Source organism: Clostridium sp. BJN0013, from assembly GCF_040939125.1.
Classification (GTDB): domain Bacteria; phylum Bacillota; class Clostridia; order Clostridiales; family Clostridiaceae; genus Clostridium_B.
The window spans coordinates 1933840-1949938 of the sequence record NZ_CP162495.1; the positions used below are offsets into that span (position 1 = coordinate 1933840).

A 16099-nucleotide genomic window follows, 5' to 3' on the forward strand; every position below is an offset into this window, starting at 1 on the left:
TACATGAGATTTTCAGATTGTTTAAAAATGGCATTTTCAGATCTTGGCAGGAGAAAAATTCGTACTGTACTTACATCCTTTGGCATAGCTATAGGGGCAATGTTGGTGGTTTTAATGGCAGGTTTTGGCCAGGGAATTCAAAAAATAGCCATGGATCAAATAAAACAGATGGATACTATGAGAATAATTCAAGTAAAACCTGAACAAAACAGCAGTAAAAATTCACAGCAAAATAAAAGTGAATTTAAAAAGATAGACAATGCTGTGCTTGATAAATTTAAGAGTATGAAGAATGTAGAGGAGGTCAGTGCATCTATTGACACCCAGATACAGGAGACTTTTATAAATGGAAAAGAAATTTCCGAGGTAAATGTTAAAGGAAGCAATATGGAACTTCCCATATTTTTAAACTCACAGCAAAATGAAATAAAGTCAGATAAAAAGAAGACCCAAAAATATGGATATAATCCCATTATTTCAGGGAAGATTATAAAACAGGGAGATGAGGATTATGTACTCTTAGGTCAGGGACTTGCAGATAAAGCTGGTATAAAGGACTATAAAAGTATTATTGGAAAGAATATAGAAATGAGAGTTTATCTGCCTTCTATTCCAGGACTTCCTGAAAAAGAACCTCTTGTGATAAATGCAAAAGTTTCAGGTGTTGTAAATAAAAATTATGACAATGGAAAAAATGTAATAACAGCTTCCAGTAAAACAGCAGCAAAAATTCAACAATATTATACAGAAGAAGAAAATTACCTGGAGGAAAAGGGATATAACAACATAAGTGTGGAGGTAAATACCGCAGAGGGTGTAGAGAGTGTGGACAGCAGTATTAAGAAAATGGGATATGTTACAAGTTCACAAGTTGAAAGCACTAAAACCTTAAAAACCATGATGACCATAATAAAGGCACTTTTAACTGCCGCAGGTATAATAGTGCTTCTGGTGGCATCCATAGGAGTAATAAATACCATGACCATGGCAGTATATGAAAAGACCAAATCCATAGGTATAATGAAGGCAGAGGGTGCATCCAGAAAGAATATAAGCAGAATGTTTACAGTTCAAGCTGGAAGCCTGGGATTTATAGGGGGTCTTTTTGGAGATGTAACAGCTGTTGTATTAGGTATTGTTATAAATAAAGTTGTGGTAATGTATAATATAGGAGGTATACAGCCCGGCATGAAAATAATAGATGTAAATATTTCAGTTTTTGTATTTACCTTGTTATTTACTATACTGGTATCTGTAGCTGCAGGTATGGTTCCAGCTAGGAGAGCTTCTAAACTGAATCCTGTGGATTCACTGAGAAATGAATAATAGGAGGGAGCTATGAACATTCAAATATTTGGTACTAAAAAATGCTTTGATACCAAGAAGGCAGAAAGGTATTTTAAAGAGAGAAAAATAAAGTATCAATTTATAGATTTAAACCAAAAAGGACTCAGCAAGGGGGAACTTGAAAATGTTAAAGCTTCTGTAGGTTTAAATAACTTAATCAATGTGAAGGCGAAGGAATACAAGACACTAAATATGGACAAGATAAGAAGCAGTAGTGTAAGAGAAGAAATGCTTTTAAACAATCCTAAATTATATGAGACTCCTATAGTTCGCAACGGCAAACAGGCTACTATTGGATATGAGCCTGAAGTATGGAAAAACTGGGAGTAACAGATGTTGACCACAGTAGTCAATGGTGATATAATTTCATTATTGACTACTGTGGTCAATTTATTTTAATTCATTTAGAAGAAGGTGATATTATTTTCTCAAAATTTTTGAGTTTAAGTGAGGAAAAACAGCAGCGCATTTTAAATGCGGCATTAAAGGAATTTGCACAAAAGGGCTATAAAAATGCATCTACAAACCAGATTGTAAAGGAAGCTGATATATCAAAAGGTTTGTTATTTCACTATTTTAAAAATAAGAAACAACTATTTTTATTTCTGTATGATTACTGCATAGAGCTTAGTATGAAAGAATTTTATAAACAATTTAATTTAGATGAAAAAGATTTTTTTATCAGGCTGCGGCAAGTACAGTTGATTAAGCTGGAATTGTTAAATAAATATCCACAAATACTTAAATTTATAGAAATTGTAAATGTAGAAAAATCAAATGATGTAAAAAATGATTTAGAGACTATAAACAGAGAAACTATAGACAGTGCCTCTTATAAGGTATTTGAAAATATTGATGTTTCTAAATTTAGAGAAAATGTAGATGTGAAGAAAGCAGTAAATGTAGTTATGTGGACTTTTAAGGGATTTAATGAGAAGTTGATGGAAGATGCAAAATTATCTCCTTCAAGGCAAATTGATTATGAAAAAGCTGTTGCAGAAGTAAATGTATATACAAAAATGCTTGAAGATTGTTTTTATAAATAATATTTTTAAAATAGTGAATTCATAAAGGAAGAAGGTGTTTCATGTGCTGGATATGGCTAAAAGTTTTAAAGAGCTTACTCCAGAACTTGAAAAATTTGCAGGAGGTAAGGGATATATGCTTTCTAAGATGTTTCAGGATGGCTATCCTGTACCAGAGGGATTTGTAATTTTACCTGCAGCTTTTCAAGAAGGAGAGCTTAAAAGTGAAGTCTGGAATAAAATACAGTACTATTTAGATGCAATTAAAGATAAGAAAGAAAAGGCTTCTTTTGCAGTCAGATCCTCTGCTTTAAGTGAAGATTCCGCAAAGGCTTCTTTTGCAGGAGAGTTTGAAACAGTTTTAAATGTCAAAACATATGAGGAGATTAAAAATGCTATAGATATAGTTTTTAAATCCACACAAACAGAAAGGGTAAGGGTCTACAGTTCTGCTCAGGGTATAGACAGATCTCATCAGATTGCCGTGGTGGTGCAGCTTATGGTACAGTCTGAGATTTCCGGAGTACTGTTTACTGCTGATCCAATTACGGGAAGTCATGCAAATATGGTGGGGAATTTTGTATATGGATTAGGAGAAAAACTTGTATCAGGAGAGTCAAATGCACATACCTTTACACTTAAGAGGCCTAAAGGAAAGTATGAGGGATCTGCAGACTTAAAAAAATATGCCTCAAAATTATATAAGTATTCATCCAGCCTTCATATAAAATACAATGCTCCCCAGGATATTGAGTGGGCTGTAGAGGATGGAAAATTATATATACTTCAGGCCAGGCCTATTACAACTTTGAGGACTGGTAATCCAGATACCTATGAATGGAATGATTCTCTTGATGGAGATTATATTTGGACCAATAACAATGTGGGAGAGGCAATGTCTGATGTTTTTACCCCGCTGAGCTGGTCTATTATAAGAGATTTAGATGAAGAACAAACTCCAATCCCCGGATATTATCTGTTTTCTGGTAATGTATATGGAAGAGCATACACAAATATAAGTTATGCATTGTCTATATATCCTGCCTTTGGTAAGAGTATAAAATCTCTTATGGGAATAATGAGTGAAGTATTTGGACAAATGCCAGAAGGGATAGAGGTACCTGTTTATCCATTTTCCAAGTTAAGTTTAATGAAACAAATGATTCCCACAGTGGGGCATCGTTTAAAGAAAATTATTGAAAGTTCCAGTAAAATACCAGACCATTTAAAAGATTCACCTAAATGGTGTATAAATATGAGAAAAAGGATTGGAGAAATAAAAAGCAGAGAAGAGCTTTATAACTTATGGAAAAAAGAACTTTTACCTTATAATTTTAAAGCTTTATGGATTGCGCTTGCAGGTGGGCGTAAAATGGTAATTGCCAATAAACTGAAAAATGAACTTGTAAATCTGGTGGGAATTGAGGATACTAATATACTAATGTCAAATTTTAGGGGAAATTCATCTCTTGAAAGTCTTGGTCCCATTGTGGGAATGTCAAAGATCATAAGGGGAGAAATGAGCAGGGATGAATACAAAGTGCAGTACGGTCATAGAGGACCTCATGAATTTGAACTATCCATACCAGATTCTCTAGAGGATGAAACCTGGTTTAATAACCAAATAGAGGAATTACGAAAATCAAATACAAATGTAGAAAGTCTGCTGGATAAGCAGAAGACAGAATATGAAAATGCTTTAAAGGAATTGAAAAAGCGCTTTCCTCGGAAAGTACGAAGCATTGAGAAAAAAATGATAAAGGCAAATAAAGCAGCACGTCTCAGGGAATCAGTGCGTTCAGAGTGGACCAGGGCATTTAGAGTGAATCGTGCTTTTGCCCTTAAAGCAGGGGAACTTACAGGCATAGAAGATAATGTATTTTTTTTATACATTGATGAAGTTTTAAATCTGCTTTTAGGAGATGATTCTGCAGTAGGACATATTGCTGCAAGAAAAGATAATTATAATAAGTATAAAAAATTGCCTCCTCTGCCATCCATTATCCGTGGGACTTTCAATGCTTTTGATTGGTCACAAAACCCAAATAGAAGAAGTGACTATTATGACTCTAATGCAGCTGCAGCTGGTCAATCTGATTCTGGGACACTAAAGGGATTTGCAGGAGCAGCAGGGAAAGTAGAAGGAATTGTGAGAGTTATTATAAATCCTGAAGAGGGAGAAAATCTTAAAACAGGTGAGGTTTTAGTAGCAGCTACTACTAATGTAGGTTGGACGCCTCTTTTTCCCCGGGCCGCAGCTATAATTACAGATATTGGTGCACCATTATCTCATGCTGCCATAGTTGCCAGAGAACTTGGCATTCCAGCGGTAGTTGGATGTGGTAATGCCACTAGAAGACTTAATACGGGAGATAGAGTCATAGTTGATGGTGGACATGGAATTGTGCAGATTGTCAGTGGAAATGATTGTGTGTCAGAAGATTCATATGGTAAAATGTAATTACAATTTTAAGTCATTAAATGAATTGTTGGTATTAGGAGTTGAATTTATGAATTTACCAGAGAAAAAATTCATTACTATTGATGAATTTTATAAAATGAAGGAAGAAACTGATGATATATTAGAATATATCGATGGAGTTGTATATATGTCTCCTTCACCATCTATAAAACATCAAAGAGTATCAGGTAGATTATATGTTAAATTATTTGATTTTTTAGAGGGAAGGGAATGTGAAGTATTTTCAGCACCTTACAATGTACAGCTGCATAGTGAAGAGTTTGAAGGAGATAGAGTAGTAATACCAGATATTTCGGTTATTTGTGATAAAACCGGTATAGAAGACAATAAATATGTTGGTATACCTACTCTTATAATGGAAATAGTATCACCTTCTAATCAATCAAATGACTTGGTGGTAAAACTAAACTTATATATGAAATATGGTGTTAAAGAATATTGGATTGTAAATCCTATAATTAATACGGTGCAAATATATAGCCTTAATGATGATGGATTATATGATCAACTTGATGTTGTTAAAAATAGTGGTAGTATAGCATCCAGTATTTTTACTGGATTTACTGTAGATGTAGAAGAGTTGTTTTAATATAAAAAGATTGTAATAGACGCAGTTGGAATTGATTTACACAGATCTAACTGCGTTTATTTTTATTTTTTTGCGAAGTTTTATTAAATCATAGTAATTTACAAGTATTTTATGATAAAATGATAATTAATATGTTAATTAATTCATAATTTGATTATAGGGGAGGGCGGAGTATATGCAAGACAAGATAGTGCTTGCGGAAGATGAACCCATTACTAGAATGGATATTTTTGAAATACTTACATGTTGTGGATATAATGTGGTTGGAAAAGCCTCTGATGGACTTGAAGCTGTTGAATTGTGCAGGATAAATAGGCCAAATCTAGTCATTATGGATATAAAGATGCCAAACCTGGATGGCATACAGGCTGCTAAAATTATAGCAAAGGAAAATTTGGCAGATGCTATAGTTATGCTTACAGCTTATAGCGGAAAAGAATTTATGGATAAGGTAAAAGAAGTTGGTGCTATAGGGTATGTTGTAAAACCTATAGATGAAAGAAATTTAATTCCACAAATTGAAATTGCCATATCAAAAAGTAAGGAAATAAAAAACATTAAAGATGAGGCAGCTTGCGCCAAGCAAAAAATTGAAGATATGAAGGTAATATATAGAGCTAAAGAGATGTTAATGGACAGGTATTCTATAAAAGAAGAAGATGCCTATAAGAGAATAAGAAAGCTTAGCATGGATAGGCAGTGCTCTATTTTAAACACTTCAAGAAGTTTAATAAGAGGATATGAAAGGTAGATTAACATGCTTAGAAAATTGTGCAGGACATACACAAACTTATCCCAGGAAGATATAAAAATTTTAGAAAATATGGAAAAGTATCTTCAAAGTGTATCCAATCTAGTTAAAGCGGATATTTTTATTGACTGTCTAACCAGAGAATCAGGAACTGCCATTGTAGTTTCGGAAGCTAAGCCTTCAAATTCCATATCTCTATATAGGGGAACAGTAGTGGGTGAACTTGCTTTAATGAAAAATGAACCAGCTGCACTTAGAACGCTTCAGATAGGCATGGGAACTTCAGATTTAAAGGCAATTACCCAGGAAAATAAAGTAGTAAAACAAAATACGGTACCTATTAAAAATAGTGAGGATAAAGTAATAGGTGTGCTTATAATGGAAAAAGACATAACTGAGGATTTAAGTAAAAATAGAAATATGGAAATATTGTCTGAAACCACAGAACAGTTAAGTCAGACACTCATGAATTTAAAGAGTCCAGAACTATCTAATACTGTAGATTTTAATCTGATTAATGATGCTGTTATTATATTTAATGAGTGTGGAATTTCTATTTATGCTAACCATATTGCAGAGGATATTTACATAAAACTTGGTTATAAAGATAAGATTGTGGGAATGAAATTTGATAACCTTGTTTTAAGTAAAACCAGTTTTTCCAAAATATTAAAAGAGAATAATTCTATATTATCTGAAGTTTCAATAGGAAATTTTTCGCTGCAGATAAAGTATGCTGTTCTTAAAAAAAATAATAGTATATGTGGTGTTGTTATGTTAATTAAGGACATAACAGATATAAAAGAAAAAGAAAAGCAGCTTATTCTAAAAGCTGTGGCAATAAGAGAAATACATCATAGAGTTAAGAATAATCTTCAAACTATAGCAAGTATTTTAAGGCTGCAATCCAGGAGGATAAATAACGAAGAAGCTAAAAAAGCCTTTAAAGAGAGCATAGGCAGAATACTTAGTATAGCTGCAACTCATGAGGTGCTGGCACAAAACGGAATTGATGATGTGGATATAAAAAATATACTATCCAAAATTAAAGATAATGCCATTAGAAACTTTATTCAATGCAATAAACAAATAGATATAAAATTTATTGGAGATAGTTTTTATGTGGACTCGGACAAGGCTACATCTATAGCTATAGTGTTAAATGAATTACTTCAAAATTCCCTTCAGCATGCTTTTGTAGATAAAAATGAAGGATTTATAGAGATAATTATAAAAAAAGGTATTATGTATTCCAATATATCAGTTATTGACAGTGGAAAAGGATTTGATATAAATCTAGTTAAAAATGAAAGCTTGGGACTGGACATTGTAAAAAGTATAGTAAAGGATAAATTAAATGGGGATATAAATATTGATTCAAGTAAAAGCGGGACAAAAGCAGTTTTTTGCTTTAAAAATTAATATAGTAAAGCGTATTGAGGATGCATTAAATTATAGGAGAATATTTTATTAATTTTTTATAAAAATACTCTTTACATTGATAAATTGTTATGATAAACTGTGTATAAATTATAAATGAAATGCAATGGAGCATTTCATTCAAAGTTTATAATTTTTGTTTAAAAATTTATAAATAGTTAGAGAGCAGCGGAGCTTAAAATATTTTAGGTATTTTAAGCTCTTTTTTCATCTAGTGGCCTTAAAGGGAGGTGTACCAAAATAGTAAATGACAAAATATTAAGTGTAGGAATTGACATTGGTACCACCACTACACAAGTTATATTTAGTGAAATCACAATACAAAATACAGCAGGTTCTTTTTTTGTACCAAAAGTTAAAATTGTAGATAAAAGAATAACTTATAAAGGTAAAATATACTTTACCCCACTGGTATCCAGAAAAAGCATAAATTTAGAAAAGCTAAAATCTATAATACAGCAGGAATATAATAGAGCCAATGTGAAAAAAGAACACATTTCTACCGGGGCAATAATAATAACCGGGGAAACTGCAAGGAAAGAAAATGCACAGCAGGTTTTAAATATTCTTTCAGACTTTGCAGGGGATTTTGTAGTGGCAACTGCCGGGGCTGATCTGGAATCAATACTGGCAGCATATGGGGCTGGAGCTTATAAGGTTTCTAAAAATATTTCCGGAAAAGTTGTAAATTTTGATATAGGAGGTGGTACAACTAATGCATGTGTGTTTGATGAAGGAAAAATAGTGGATTCCTTTGCCCTGCATATAGGGGGAAAGTTAATTGAATTTGATGACAGCGGTAATGTAATTTACATATCTGAAAAGATAGAAAGGCTGCTGGAAAGCTTAAATTTAAATATCATTATTGGCAGCAAGCCTAAATTTTGTGATTTAAATATGCTTGTAAGTAAATTTGCAGATATTATTTTTAAAATTGGAAGTAACATAAATTTATCTTCAGAAGAAAGGGAGCTTTTTATCCAGCATAAAAATAAAGAATTGACGGCACAAATATTTATGTTTTCAGGAGGGGTTGCGGAATTTATATATAGTGATTATGAGGTAAATACACTGCAGGATACTTTAAAGTACAAAGATATAGGACCACTTCTAGGAGTGTATATAAGAGGCATTTTAAAGGAAGGCAAATATAAATTTTTGGAGCCAAAGGAAAAAATAAGGGCCACAGTAATAGGGGCAGGAAGCCATTCTATAAAAATAAGCGGAAGTACCATAATTTTTGATGAAGACATACTGCCAATAAAAAATATACCTATTATAAAGATAAAGGATGATTTGTTGGAAGACCAAGATGTGATGTATGAATATGTATCAGAAAAAATTAAGCTGTATGATGATTCTATGGTGGCCATTTCCTTTAAGGGACCATTAAGCCCTTCTTATAGGCAAATACAGCTAATGGCTGGAGGAATAATAAAATGTTTTAAAATTATAAAGGATTACCCAATTATAGTTGTGGTAGAAAATGATTTTGCAAAGGCACTTGGACAGACAATAAAAGCTGGGTGTAATTTTTCTAGAAAAGTAATATGTATAGACGGAATTTCCACTGACAACGGAGATTATATAGATATTGGAAAATCTGTAGGGGGAATTATACCTGTTGCTGTGAAAACTTTAATATTTAACAATTAATTCATTGATGGAAATTATAAATAGTTTTGGGAGGGTTTTTAATGCAAAGTGAATTAAAGAAGACATTATCACCATTTCAACTTTGGGCTATTATAGTTGGTATGGTTATATCAGGTATGTATTTTGGATGGAATAATGCATTGGCATTTGCAGGACCGGTGGGGTTTATAATAGCAATAGTAATTGTAACTATTTTTTATACTGCTTTTATGTTCAGTTATGCAGAACTTTCCACTGCTATACCTGATGCAGGAGGGTCTGCCGAATATGCAACTAGGGCTATGGGAAGATTTGGAGGTTTTTTGGCAGGCTTTTCTTCTGTAGTTGAATTTTTATTTGCTACGCCAGCTATAGCTATATCTATTGGCGCCTATGTTCATTTTATAATACCGGCTGTACCAATAACTGCGGCTGCCCTTGTATCTTACGGGATTTTTGTGATTATAAATTGTGGGGGAGTTAAAACTGCGGCTATTATTGAGACTGTAGTTACTATTGTTGCCATTGTAGGACTTGTAATATTTGCAGGTGCCAGTTTTACCCACATTGATATTACAAGAATAGTAGGACAGGGTGCTTTCCGTGGAGGGGTTGGAGGCGTATTTAATGCTATACCATTTGCCATATGGTTCTATTTAGCTGCAGAAGGAGGGGCAATGTCTGCAGAAGAATGTAAAAATCCAAAGAAAGATGTACCTAAGGGCTTTATACTTGCCATACTTACTCTTGTAGTGCTGGCACTTGTTACTTTTGTATGTACTGCAGGAGTAATGGATGCTAAGGCACTTGGTTCGACTGATTCACCTCTTCCTGATGCACTTGATGTAATATATGGAAAAGGAAATGCATTTTCTAAATTGATGAGTTTTATAGGACTTTTTGGGCTTATAGCCAGTCTTCATGGAATAATAATTGGGTATTCAAGACAGATATTCGCAATGTCCAGGTCAAGATATTTACCTAAATTTTTATCAAAAGTAAATTCGAAAGCCTCACCTGTAGCGGCAACAATTATACCAAGTCTTATAGGAATGCTATTTGTACTTTTAAATAGTACCGCAGTAATTATAGTGATTTCAAGTTTTGGAGCTATTGCACTTCATGCAGTGAGTATGGCTGCACTGTTAATTTTAAGAAAAAAAGAACCTGATTTAGAAAGACCATATAAAGTTTCGATTACACTTCCTATAATATCTCTTGTACTTGATGTAATTTTACTTGTGACTGTTGGGTATTCAAATATATCAACTGTATCTTTTGTAATAGGTGCTTATGTACTGGCCATCATATATTATTTTGTGTATTCAAGATTTACTGAAGTATCATCAGAAAAGGAGGTATCACAAAAAATTACAGAACAGGATAGGGCAATTTAAATATATTTAAGACAGGTGATTTCTATGAATTTAAAGACTATTTTATTTAATAAAGTATACAAATTTAAGGATATAAAAGATTTACTGGCTAAGGCCAATGAAAAAAAATCTGGAGATGCCCTTGCAGGAATTGCAGCCTGCAGCACTTCAGAGAGAATTGCTGCAAAAATTGTATTGGCAGATATAACTTTAGAAGATCTTAGAAATAATCCCGTTGTTCCCTATGAAAAAGATGAAGTAACAAGAATTATACAAGATTCCATAGATAAGTTTGCTTACAATAAAATAAAGCATATGACAGTGGGAGAACTTAGAGAGTTTATATTGAGTGCCAAAGAAAGAGATATAAAATTAATAAGAGATGGATTAACTGCGGAAATGATTTCCGCAGTGACAAAACTTATGAGCAATATGGATCTTATATATGCTGCACAGAAAATTTGTAATACCGCATGCTGTAATACTAAAATTGGAGAAAGAGGAACTCTTTCTTCAAGACTTCAGCCAAACCATCCAACGGATGATATAGAGGGAATAATGGCATCGGTTATGGAAGGACTAAGTTATGGTATAGGTGATGCCGTAATTGGATTGAATCCTGTAAATGACAGCATAGATAGTGTATACAGAATTTTGTGTAAATTTAAGGAGTTTACTTCTGAATGGCATATTCCAACTCAAAATTGTGTACTTTCCCATGTAACTACCCAAATGGAAGTTTTAAAGAGGGGAGCACCTATGGACTTGATGTTTCAAAGCATAGCGGGCTCAGAAATATCCAACAGGAGTTTTGGCATAAATACTGCCCTTATGGATGAGGCCTACTTCCTTATGAGAGAAAATAAGTATTCAAAGGGAGCAAATTTTATGTATTTTGAAACGGGACAGGGTTCAGAACTTTCCTCGGATGGAAACAATGGTGCGGATCAACTTACCATGGAAGCCAGGTGCTATGGTTTTGCTAAAAGGTATAATCCATTTTTAGTAAATACAGTGGTAGGATTTATAGGTCCTGAATATTTGTATGATGGAAGTCAGGTTATAAGGGCGGGACTTGAAGATCACTTTATGGGTAAACTTACGGGATTGCCTATGGGAGTTGATGTATGCTACACAAACCATATGAAGGCAGAACAAAATGACATGGATAATCTAGCAATGCTTTTAACAAATGCTAATTGTGCTTACTTTATGGGAATTCCCTGTGCTGATGATGTAATGCTTATGTACCAATCTACAAGTTATCATGATATTGCAACTCTTAGAGAAATTACAGGTAAAACTCCCATTAAAGAATTTGAAAGAAGATTGGAACAGCTGGGTATTTTACAAAATGGAAAGCTTACAGATATAGCGGGAGATGCTTCATTGTTTTTAAAAAAATCAATGGTCTAGTGAGGTGAAATTATGGATAGCAATTATGAAATATATAAGCGTATGAAAAAATCAACAAATGCAAGAATTTGTGTGGGCAGGGCAGGAACTAGGTATAAAACTGAAACTCTTCTAAAATTGAGAGCAGATCATGCAGTGGCAATGGATGCAGTTTGGTCACATGTAGATGAAAGTATTATAGATAAGCTTAATTTTTTAAAGGTTCAAACCATGGTAAAAGATAAGGAACAGTATATACAAAGACCTGACCTTGGAAGAAAATTTTCCAAAGAAACTATAGAGTATATAAAGAATAACTGTATAAGGAATCCAGATGTTCAAATAATAGCTGGAGATGGATTAAGTTCCCCGGCTATTACAGTTAATTTAGAAGATATATACTGTATAATAATTGACGGACTTAAAGCAAAAGGATATAAAATAGGAACTCCTATATTTGTAAAATATGCCAGGGTAGCTACTATGGATAAAATAAGCGAGGCATTGGATGCGAAAGTTACCATTATCCTTATAGGTGAAAGACCCGGACTTGCAACAGGTGAAAGTATGAGCAGCTATATGGCTTATAGATCAAGTACTAAAAAGCCTGAATCTCAAAGAACTGTGATTTCAAATATACATAAAAGTGGTACTCCTCCAGTGGAAGCAGGGGCACAAATTGTATATTTGGTAGATTTGATGATGAAGGAAAAGAAAAGCGGTATTGAACTTAGGATATCAAGTGACATGAAATTAACTTAAAAGATCTGCTGCACAACTAACTGGATAGTTTGGCTGTGGGCAGATCTTTTTTATTTGAGCTAATAATTAAGAGTTTTTGTTTTAAAATCTAATGGGATATAGAAAATAATAATTTATTAATAGCCTTATCTATACTTGTATCATTTGGATTATTAAGCCATTTGGAAGAAATCACAATATATGTACGGTTGACGGATTTACTTTTTAAATAGGAGTAGATTATTTGAGATTCGTCCATTTTTTCCTTATGGAGTTCTGTGGACTTTTTTATAGTTTTATTATTAAAATAGAATAAAATATTACTTTTCAAAAAAGATTTCAATTTTTGAAAATTAATGTTTTCCAAATAACATTTTTTACTAAAAATAACTTTATTTCCTTTAATAAGAAAAAATTTCACACTATTATATTCCAAATATTCCAGCAAAGCTATATTCTTATTCTTTTTTGTGAATTTAGAGATTTTGGCTTTATTTAGCAGATAATTTACTGCACTTATATAATCTCTATATTTAGCGGCACTTTCAAAATTAAATTTCTCTGATGCTTTATTCATGTTGTATTCCATTTCTTCAATAATACTTTTATCAGTGCCGTTAAGCAGATTTATTATTTTATCAAAAATAGAGGAGTACTGTTTTTTTTCAGTACTGCCTAAGCACATACCTAAACATAAGCCTAAAGAATAATTTAAACAGCATGAAGCTTTTTGGAAATTGTTGCTGCAAAATATTTTGCAGCATTCCTTTATGCCTTGAATGCCTCGTTCTACTGTGTTTCTACTTGAGTATGGTCCAAAATAAAGATTTCCGTCATTTTTTACATATTCATTGGAGATTTTAATATCAGGATATTTCTGGTTAATCTTTATATAGCAATAAGATTGGGTATTCTTCATTTGTCTGTTATATATAGGCTTTATTTGTTTTATTAATTTACATTCCAGCATAAGGGCTTCAAATTCTGTATCTGTAAGTATATAGTCAAAATCTCTTAGGTTTTTGACTAACTTTAGAACTTTTGGAGTATGTGATCTTGAATTTTGAAAATATGATGCAACTCTGCTTTTTAGATTCTTTGATTTTCCTACATATATAACACTATTAAGGGAATCCTTCATGAGGTATACGCCAGGAGAAGAAGGAAGTTTTTCAATTTTTTCTTTTAAATCCATAGACTTTTCTCCTAAACACATATATGATTTGATTATAGTATAGATTAAAGCTGTAATATATACAAGAGAATTCTGTAGATTATAGTATGGTTGACTAATCAACTGTATTATGTTATTTTATCTAATGAAAGGGGTAAAATAGAATTGAATGATAAAGCACAAACTTTAATTAAGTTAACTAACAATATATATAGATGTACCCAGGTTTATATTGATAAAAAACTAAAAAAATATAATCTTACTACAGGTACATACCCATATTTACTTGTATTGAGTAAAAAAGAAGGTATAAGCCAAAGTGACATAAGCAGAGAACTTAATGTAGATAAATCCATGTCTGCAAGAACCATTAAAAGATTAATATCACTGGGTTATATAAAAAAAGAGGAAAATAAGGAAGATATAAGAGCATATAAACTCTATATAACGGATAAAGCAAAAGCTATAATTCCTGAAATTATAGAAACTATTCATAATTGGATTGATATTTTAATATATGGAAATGATGAAAAGGACATAAAAATATCTATAGAATTTTTAGAACAAGTTTTAGAAAATGGGAAAAAATATAGGGAGAAAAACTGCGAAAGGATGAAAAAGAATTGAATAAGACCGAAAATCAAACCTATGAAAAAAGATGGATAATTTTATTTACTGTTATTTCAGCTACTTTTATGGCCACATTGGATGGAAGCATTGTAAATGTGGCCCTACCTAATATGTCAGATAAACTAAATGTTAATATGGCACAAATTTCATGGGTGGTTACCAGCTTTCTTATAACCATTTCAGCTACCATTTTAATATTTGGAAGACTTGGGGATATAAAAGGAAAAATGAAAGTGTTTAAATTTGGAGTAGTGGTTTTCACATTAGGCTCCCTTTTATGTGGATTTACACATTCCCTGCCTCTACTTGTAACTGCAAGAGTTATACAGGCAGTGGGAGCTGCTGCTACAATGGCCACCAATCAAGGAATTATAACTCAGGTTTTTCCAAAACATGAAAGGGGTAGAGCACTTGGACTGATAGGCACTTTTGTTGCACTGGGTTCTATGGCAGGTCCACCTATTGGAGGGCTAATTGTCTCTGCTGTAAGCTGGGAATATATATTTTTAATCAATGTGCCTATTGGGATAATTGTATTTATAATGGCAATGAAAGTACTACCAAAATCTCATGATGTAGTTGAAGAAAAAGTAGATGGAAAAGGCTCTCTTCTATTTACTGTATTTATAGTACTTTTATTTGGAGCACTGCTTCAAGGCCAGAGCATAGGATACAATAATCCTTTTGTAATAAGTGCCTTTATTATTTCATTTGTATCCTTTGTAATATTTATTATTGTAGAAAATAAAATACAAGTTCCCCTGCTTGAACTTGGAATTTTTAAGAACAGCTTATTTTCTATAAGTATAATATGTGCCTTTATTTCTTTTATTTGTATTGGTGCTTCAAATATAATATTACCCTTTTATTTTCAGGATGTATTAAAGTTTTCACCTGCTGCAACAGGGCTATTTATGATGGTATCCCCTGTGGTATTATCTATAGTGGCTCCTATTAGCGGATATATGTCAGATAAGATTGGCTCGGAAATACTTACATTAATTGGTCTTTTGCTTACAAGCATAGGTCTGTTTTTAATATCCAGTTTAAGTGAAAAATCTTCTCTAATTATTTTAGTAGTATATATAGTAGTTATGACTATAGGAAATGGAATGTTTCAATCCCCTAATAATTCACTGGTTATGTCAACTGTATCTAAAAATAAACTTGGTATAGCCGGAAGTGTAAATGCACTTATTAGAAATCTGGGGTTGGTTTTAGGTACAGCTGTTGCCACTTTACTTCTGTATAATAGAATGAGTTACAGGATTGGATATAGGGTAGTGGATTATGTTAAGGGCAGGGATGATATATTTATCTATGGAATGAGATGGGTATACATATCTGCTGGAATTTTATGTTTAGTGGGAGTTGCAATCACAGCTTTAAGGTTTTATCGCAATAAAGGAGATGAAATCAAACTTAAAATGAAAAAATCAAAAACATCGGAAGATAATGCAATTTGACATATTATTTAAATTAGAAGAATATAATAGAGGGTGAAAGCGTGTATA

14 protein-coding genes are annotated in these 16099 nt (G+C 32.6%); 13 read left to right on the forward strand and 1 reads right to left on the reverse strand.

The window, feature by feature from the left end:
* The first annotated feature begins 3 nt into the window (after nucleotides 1-3).
* The 11 genes from AB3K27_RS10020 (at nucleotide 4) to eutC (ending at nucleotide 12802) form a co-directional block, all read left to right on the forward strand.
* The gene (locus tag AB3K27_RS10020; protein ID WP_368491042.1) at nucleotides 4-1326 is read left to right on the forward strand and encodes an ABC transporter permease; all 1323 of its coding nucleotides are present in this window, start codon (nucleotides 4-6) and stop codon (nucleotides 1324-1326) included.
* Between the two features lie 12 nt (nucleotides 1327-1338).
* Nucleotides 1339-1677: an arsenate reductase family protein gene (locus AB3K27_RS10025; RefSeq protein WP_368491043.1), complete on the forward strand. Its 339-nt coding sequence runs from the start codon at nucleotides 1339-1341 to the stop codon at nucleotides 1675-1677.
* 107 nt (nucleotides 1678-1784) lie between these two features.
* Entirely contained in the window at nucleotides 1785-2393 is a 609-nt protein-coding gene (locus AB3K27_RS10030; protein ID WP_368491044.1) for a TetR/AcrR family transcriptional regulator, read from the forward strand.
* A 43-nt stretch (nucleotides 2394-2436) separates the two neighbouring features.
* Nucleotides 2437-4833: a PEP/pyruvate-binding domain-containing protein gene (locus AB3K27_RS10035; RefSeq protein ID WP_368491045.1), complete on the forward strand. Its 2397-nt coding sequence runs from the start codon at nucleotides 2437-2439 to the stop codon at nucleotides 4831-4833.
* 49 nt (nucleotides 4834-4882) lie between these two features.
* Nucleotides 4883-5443: a Uma2 family endonuclease gene (locus tag AB3K27_RS10040; protein WP_368491046.1), complete on the forward strand. Its 561-nt coding sequence runs from the start codon at nucleotides 4883-4885 to the stop codon at nucleotides 5441-5443.
* A 175-nt stretch (nucleotides 5444-5618) separates the two neighbouring features.
* Nucleotides 5619-6194, forward strand: a complete 576-nt coding sequence (locus AB3K27_RS10045) for an ANTAR domain-containing response regulator (protein WP_368491047.1) — start codon at nucleotides 5619-5621, stop codon at nucleotides 6192-6194.
* Between the two features lie 6 nt (nucleotides 6195-6200).
* Complete coding sequence (locus AB3K27_RS10050; RefSeq protein WP_368491048.1) at nucleotides 6201-7616, forward strand: histidine kinase N-terminal domain-containing protein; 1416 nt, start codon at nucleotides 6201-6203, stop codon at nucleotides 7614-7616.
* A gap of 273 nt (nucleotides 7617-7889) precedes the next feature.
* On the forward strand, nucleotides 7890-9290 hold the full coding sequence (locus AB3K27_RS10055; RefSeq protein ID WP_368491206.1) for an ethanolamine ammonia-lyase reactivating factor EutA: 1401 nt from the start codon (nucleotides 7890-7892) through the stop codon (nucleotides 9288-9290).
* Between the two features lie 41 nt (nucleotides 9291-9331).
* Complete coding sequence (gene eat, locus AB3K27_RS10060; RefSeq protein ID WP_368491049.1) at nucleotides 9332-10666, forward strand: ethanolamine permease; 1335 nt, start codon at nucleotides 9332-9334, stop codon at nucleotides 10664-10666.
* 24 nt (nucleotides 10667-10690) lie between these two features.
* Nucleotides 10691-12061, forward strand: a complete 1371-nt coding sequence (locus AB3K27_RS10065; RefSeq protein WP_368491050.1) for an ethanolamine ammonia-lyase subunit EutB — start codon at nucleotides 10691-10693, stop codon at nucleotides 12059-12061.
* A 12-nt stretch (nucleotides 12062-12073) separates the two neighbouring features.
* On the forward strand, nucleotides 12074-12802 hold the full coding sequence (gene eutC, locus AB3K27_RS10070) for an ethanolamine ammonia-lyase subunit EutC (protein WP_368491051.1): 729 nt from the start codon (nucleotides 12074-12076) through the stop codon (nucleotides 12800-12802).
* Nucleotides 12803-12890: 88 nt separating this feature from the next.
* Here eutC and AB3K27_RS10075 read toward each other — a convergent pair whose 3' ends face one another.
* Nucleotides 12891-13976 (reverse strand): UvrB/UvrC motif-containing protein, encoded by a 1086-nt coding sequence (locus tag AB3K27_RS10075; RefSeq protein ID WP_368491052.1) that lies wholly within the window; start codon nucleotides 13974-13976, stop codon nucleotides 12891-12893.
* A gap of 144 nt (nucleotides 13977-14120) precedes the next feature.
* Here AB3K27_RS10075 and AB3K27_RS10080 point away from each other — a divergent pair, with 144 nt between their 5' ends.
* Entirely contained in the window at nucleotides 14121-14582 is a 462-nt protein-coding gene (locus tag AB3K27_RS10080) for a MarR family winged helix-turn-helix transcriptional regulator (protein WP_368491053.1), read from the forward strand.
* On the forward strand, nucleotides 14579-16051 hold the full coding sequence (locus AB3K27_RS10085) for an MFS transporter (protein WP_368491054.1): 1473 nt from the start codon (nucleotides 14579-14581) through the stop codon (nucleotides 16049-16051). The genes AB3K27_RS10080 and AB3K27_RS10085 overlap by 4 nt, the downstream gene beginning before the upstream one ends.
* Nucleotides 16052-16099: the final 48 nt, after the last annotated feature.

What these genes read in the sequence shown, in the direction of transcription:
- eutC (WP_368491051.1), top strand. Translation starts at nt 12,074, where the DNA reads ATGGATAGCAATTATGAAATATATAAGCGTATGAAAAAATCAACAAAT.
- AB3K27_RS10025 (WP_368491043.1), top strand. Translation starts at nt 1,339, where the DNA reads ATGAACATTCAAATATTTGGTACTAAAAAATGCTTTGATACCAAGAAG.
- AB3K27_RS10020 (WP_368491042.1), top strand. Translation starts at nt 4, where the DNA reads ATGAGATTTTCAGATTGTTTAAAAATGGCATTTTCAGATCTTGGCAGG.
- eat (WP_368491049.1), top strand. Translation starts at nt 9,332, where the DNA reads ATGCAAAGTGAATTAAAGAAGACATTATCACCATTTCAACTTTGGGCT.
- AB3K27_RS10075 (WP_368491052.1), bottom strand. Translation starts at nt 13,976, where the DNA reads ATGGATTTAAAAGAAAAAATTGAAAAACTTCCTTCTTCTCCTGGCGTA.
- AB3K27_RS10040 (WP_368491046.1), top strand. Translation starts at nt 4,883, where the DNA reads ATGAATTTACCAGAGAAAAAATTCATTACTATTGATGAATTTTATAAA.
- AB3K27_RS10065 (WP_368491050.1), top strand. Translation starts at nt 10,691, where the DNA reads ATGAATTTAAAGACTATTTTATTTAATAAAGTATACAAATTTAAGGAT.
- AB3K27_RS10045 (WP_368491047.1), top strand. Translation starts at nt 5,619, where the DNA reads ATGCAAGACAAGATAGTGCTTGCGGAAGATGAACCCATTACTAGAATG.
- AB3K27_RS10050 (WP_368491048.1), top strand. Translation starts at nt 6,201, where the DNA reads ATGCTTAGAAAATTGTGCAGGACATACACAAACTTATCCCAGGAAGAT.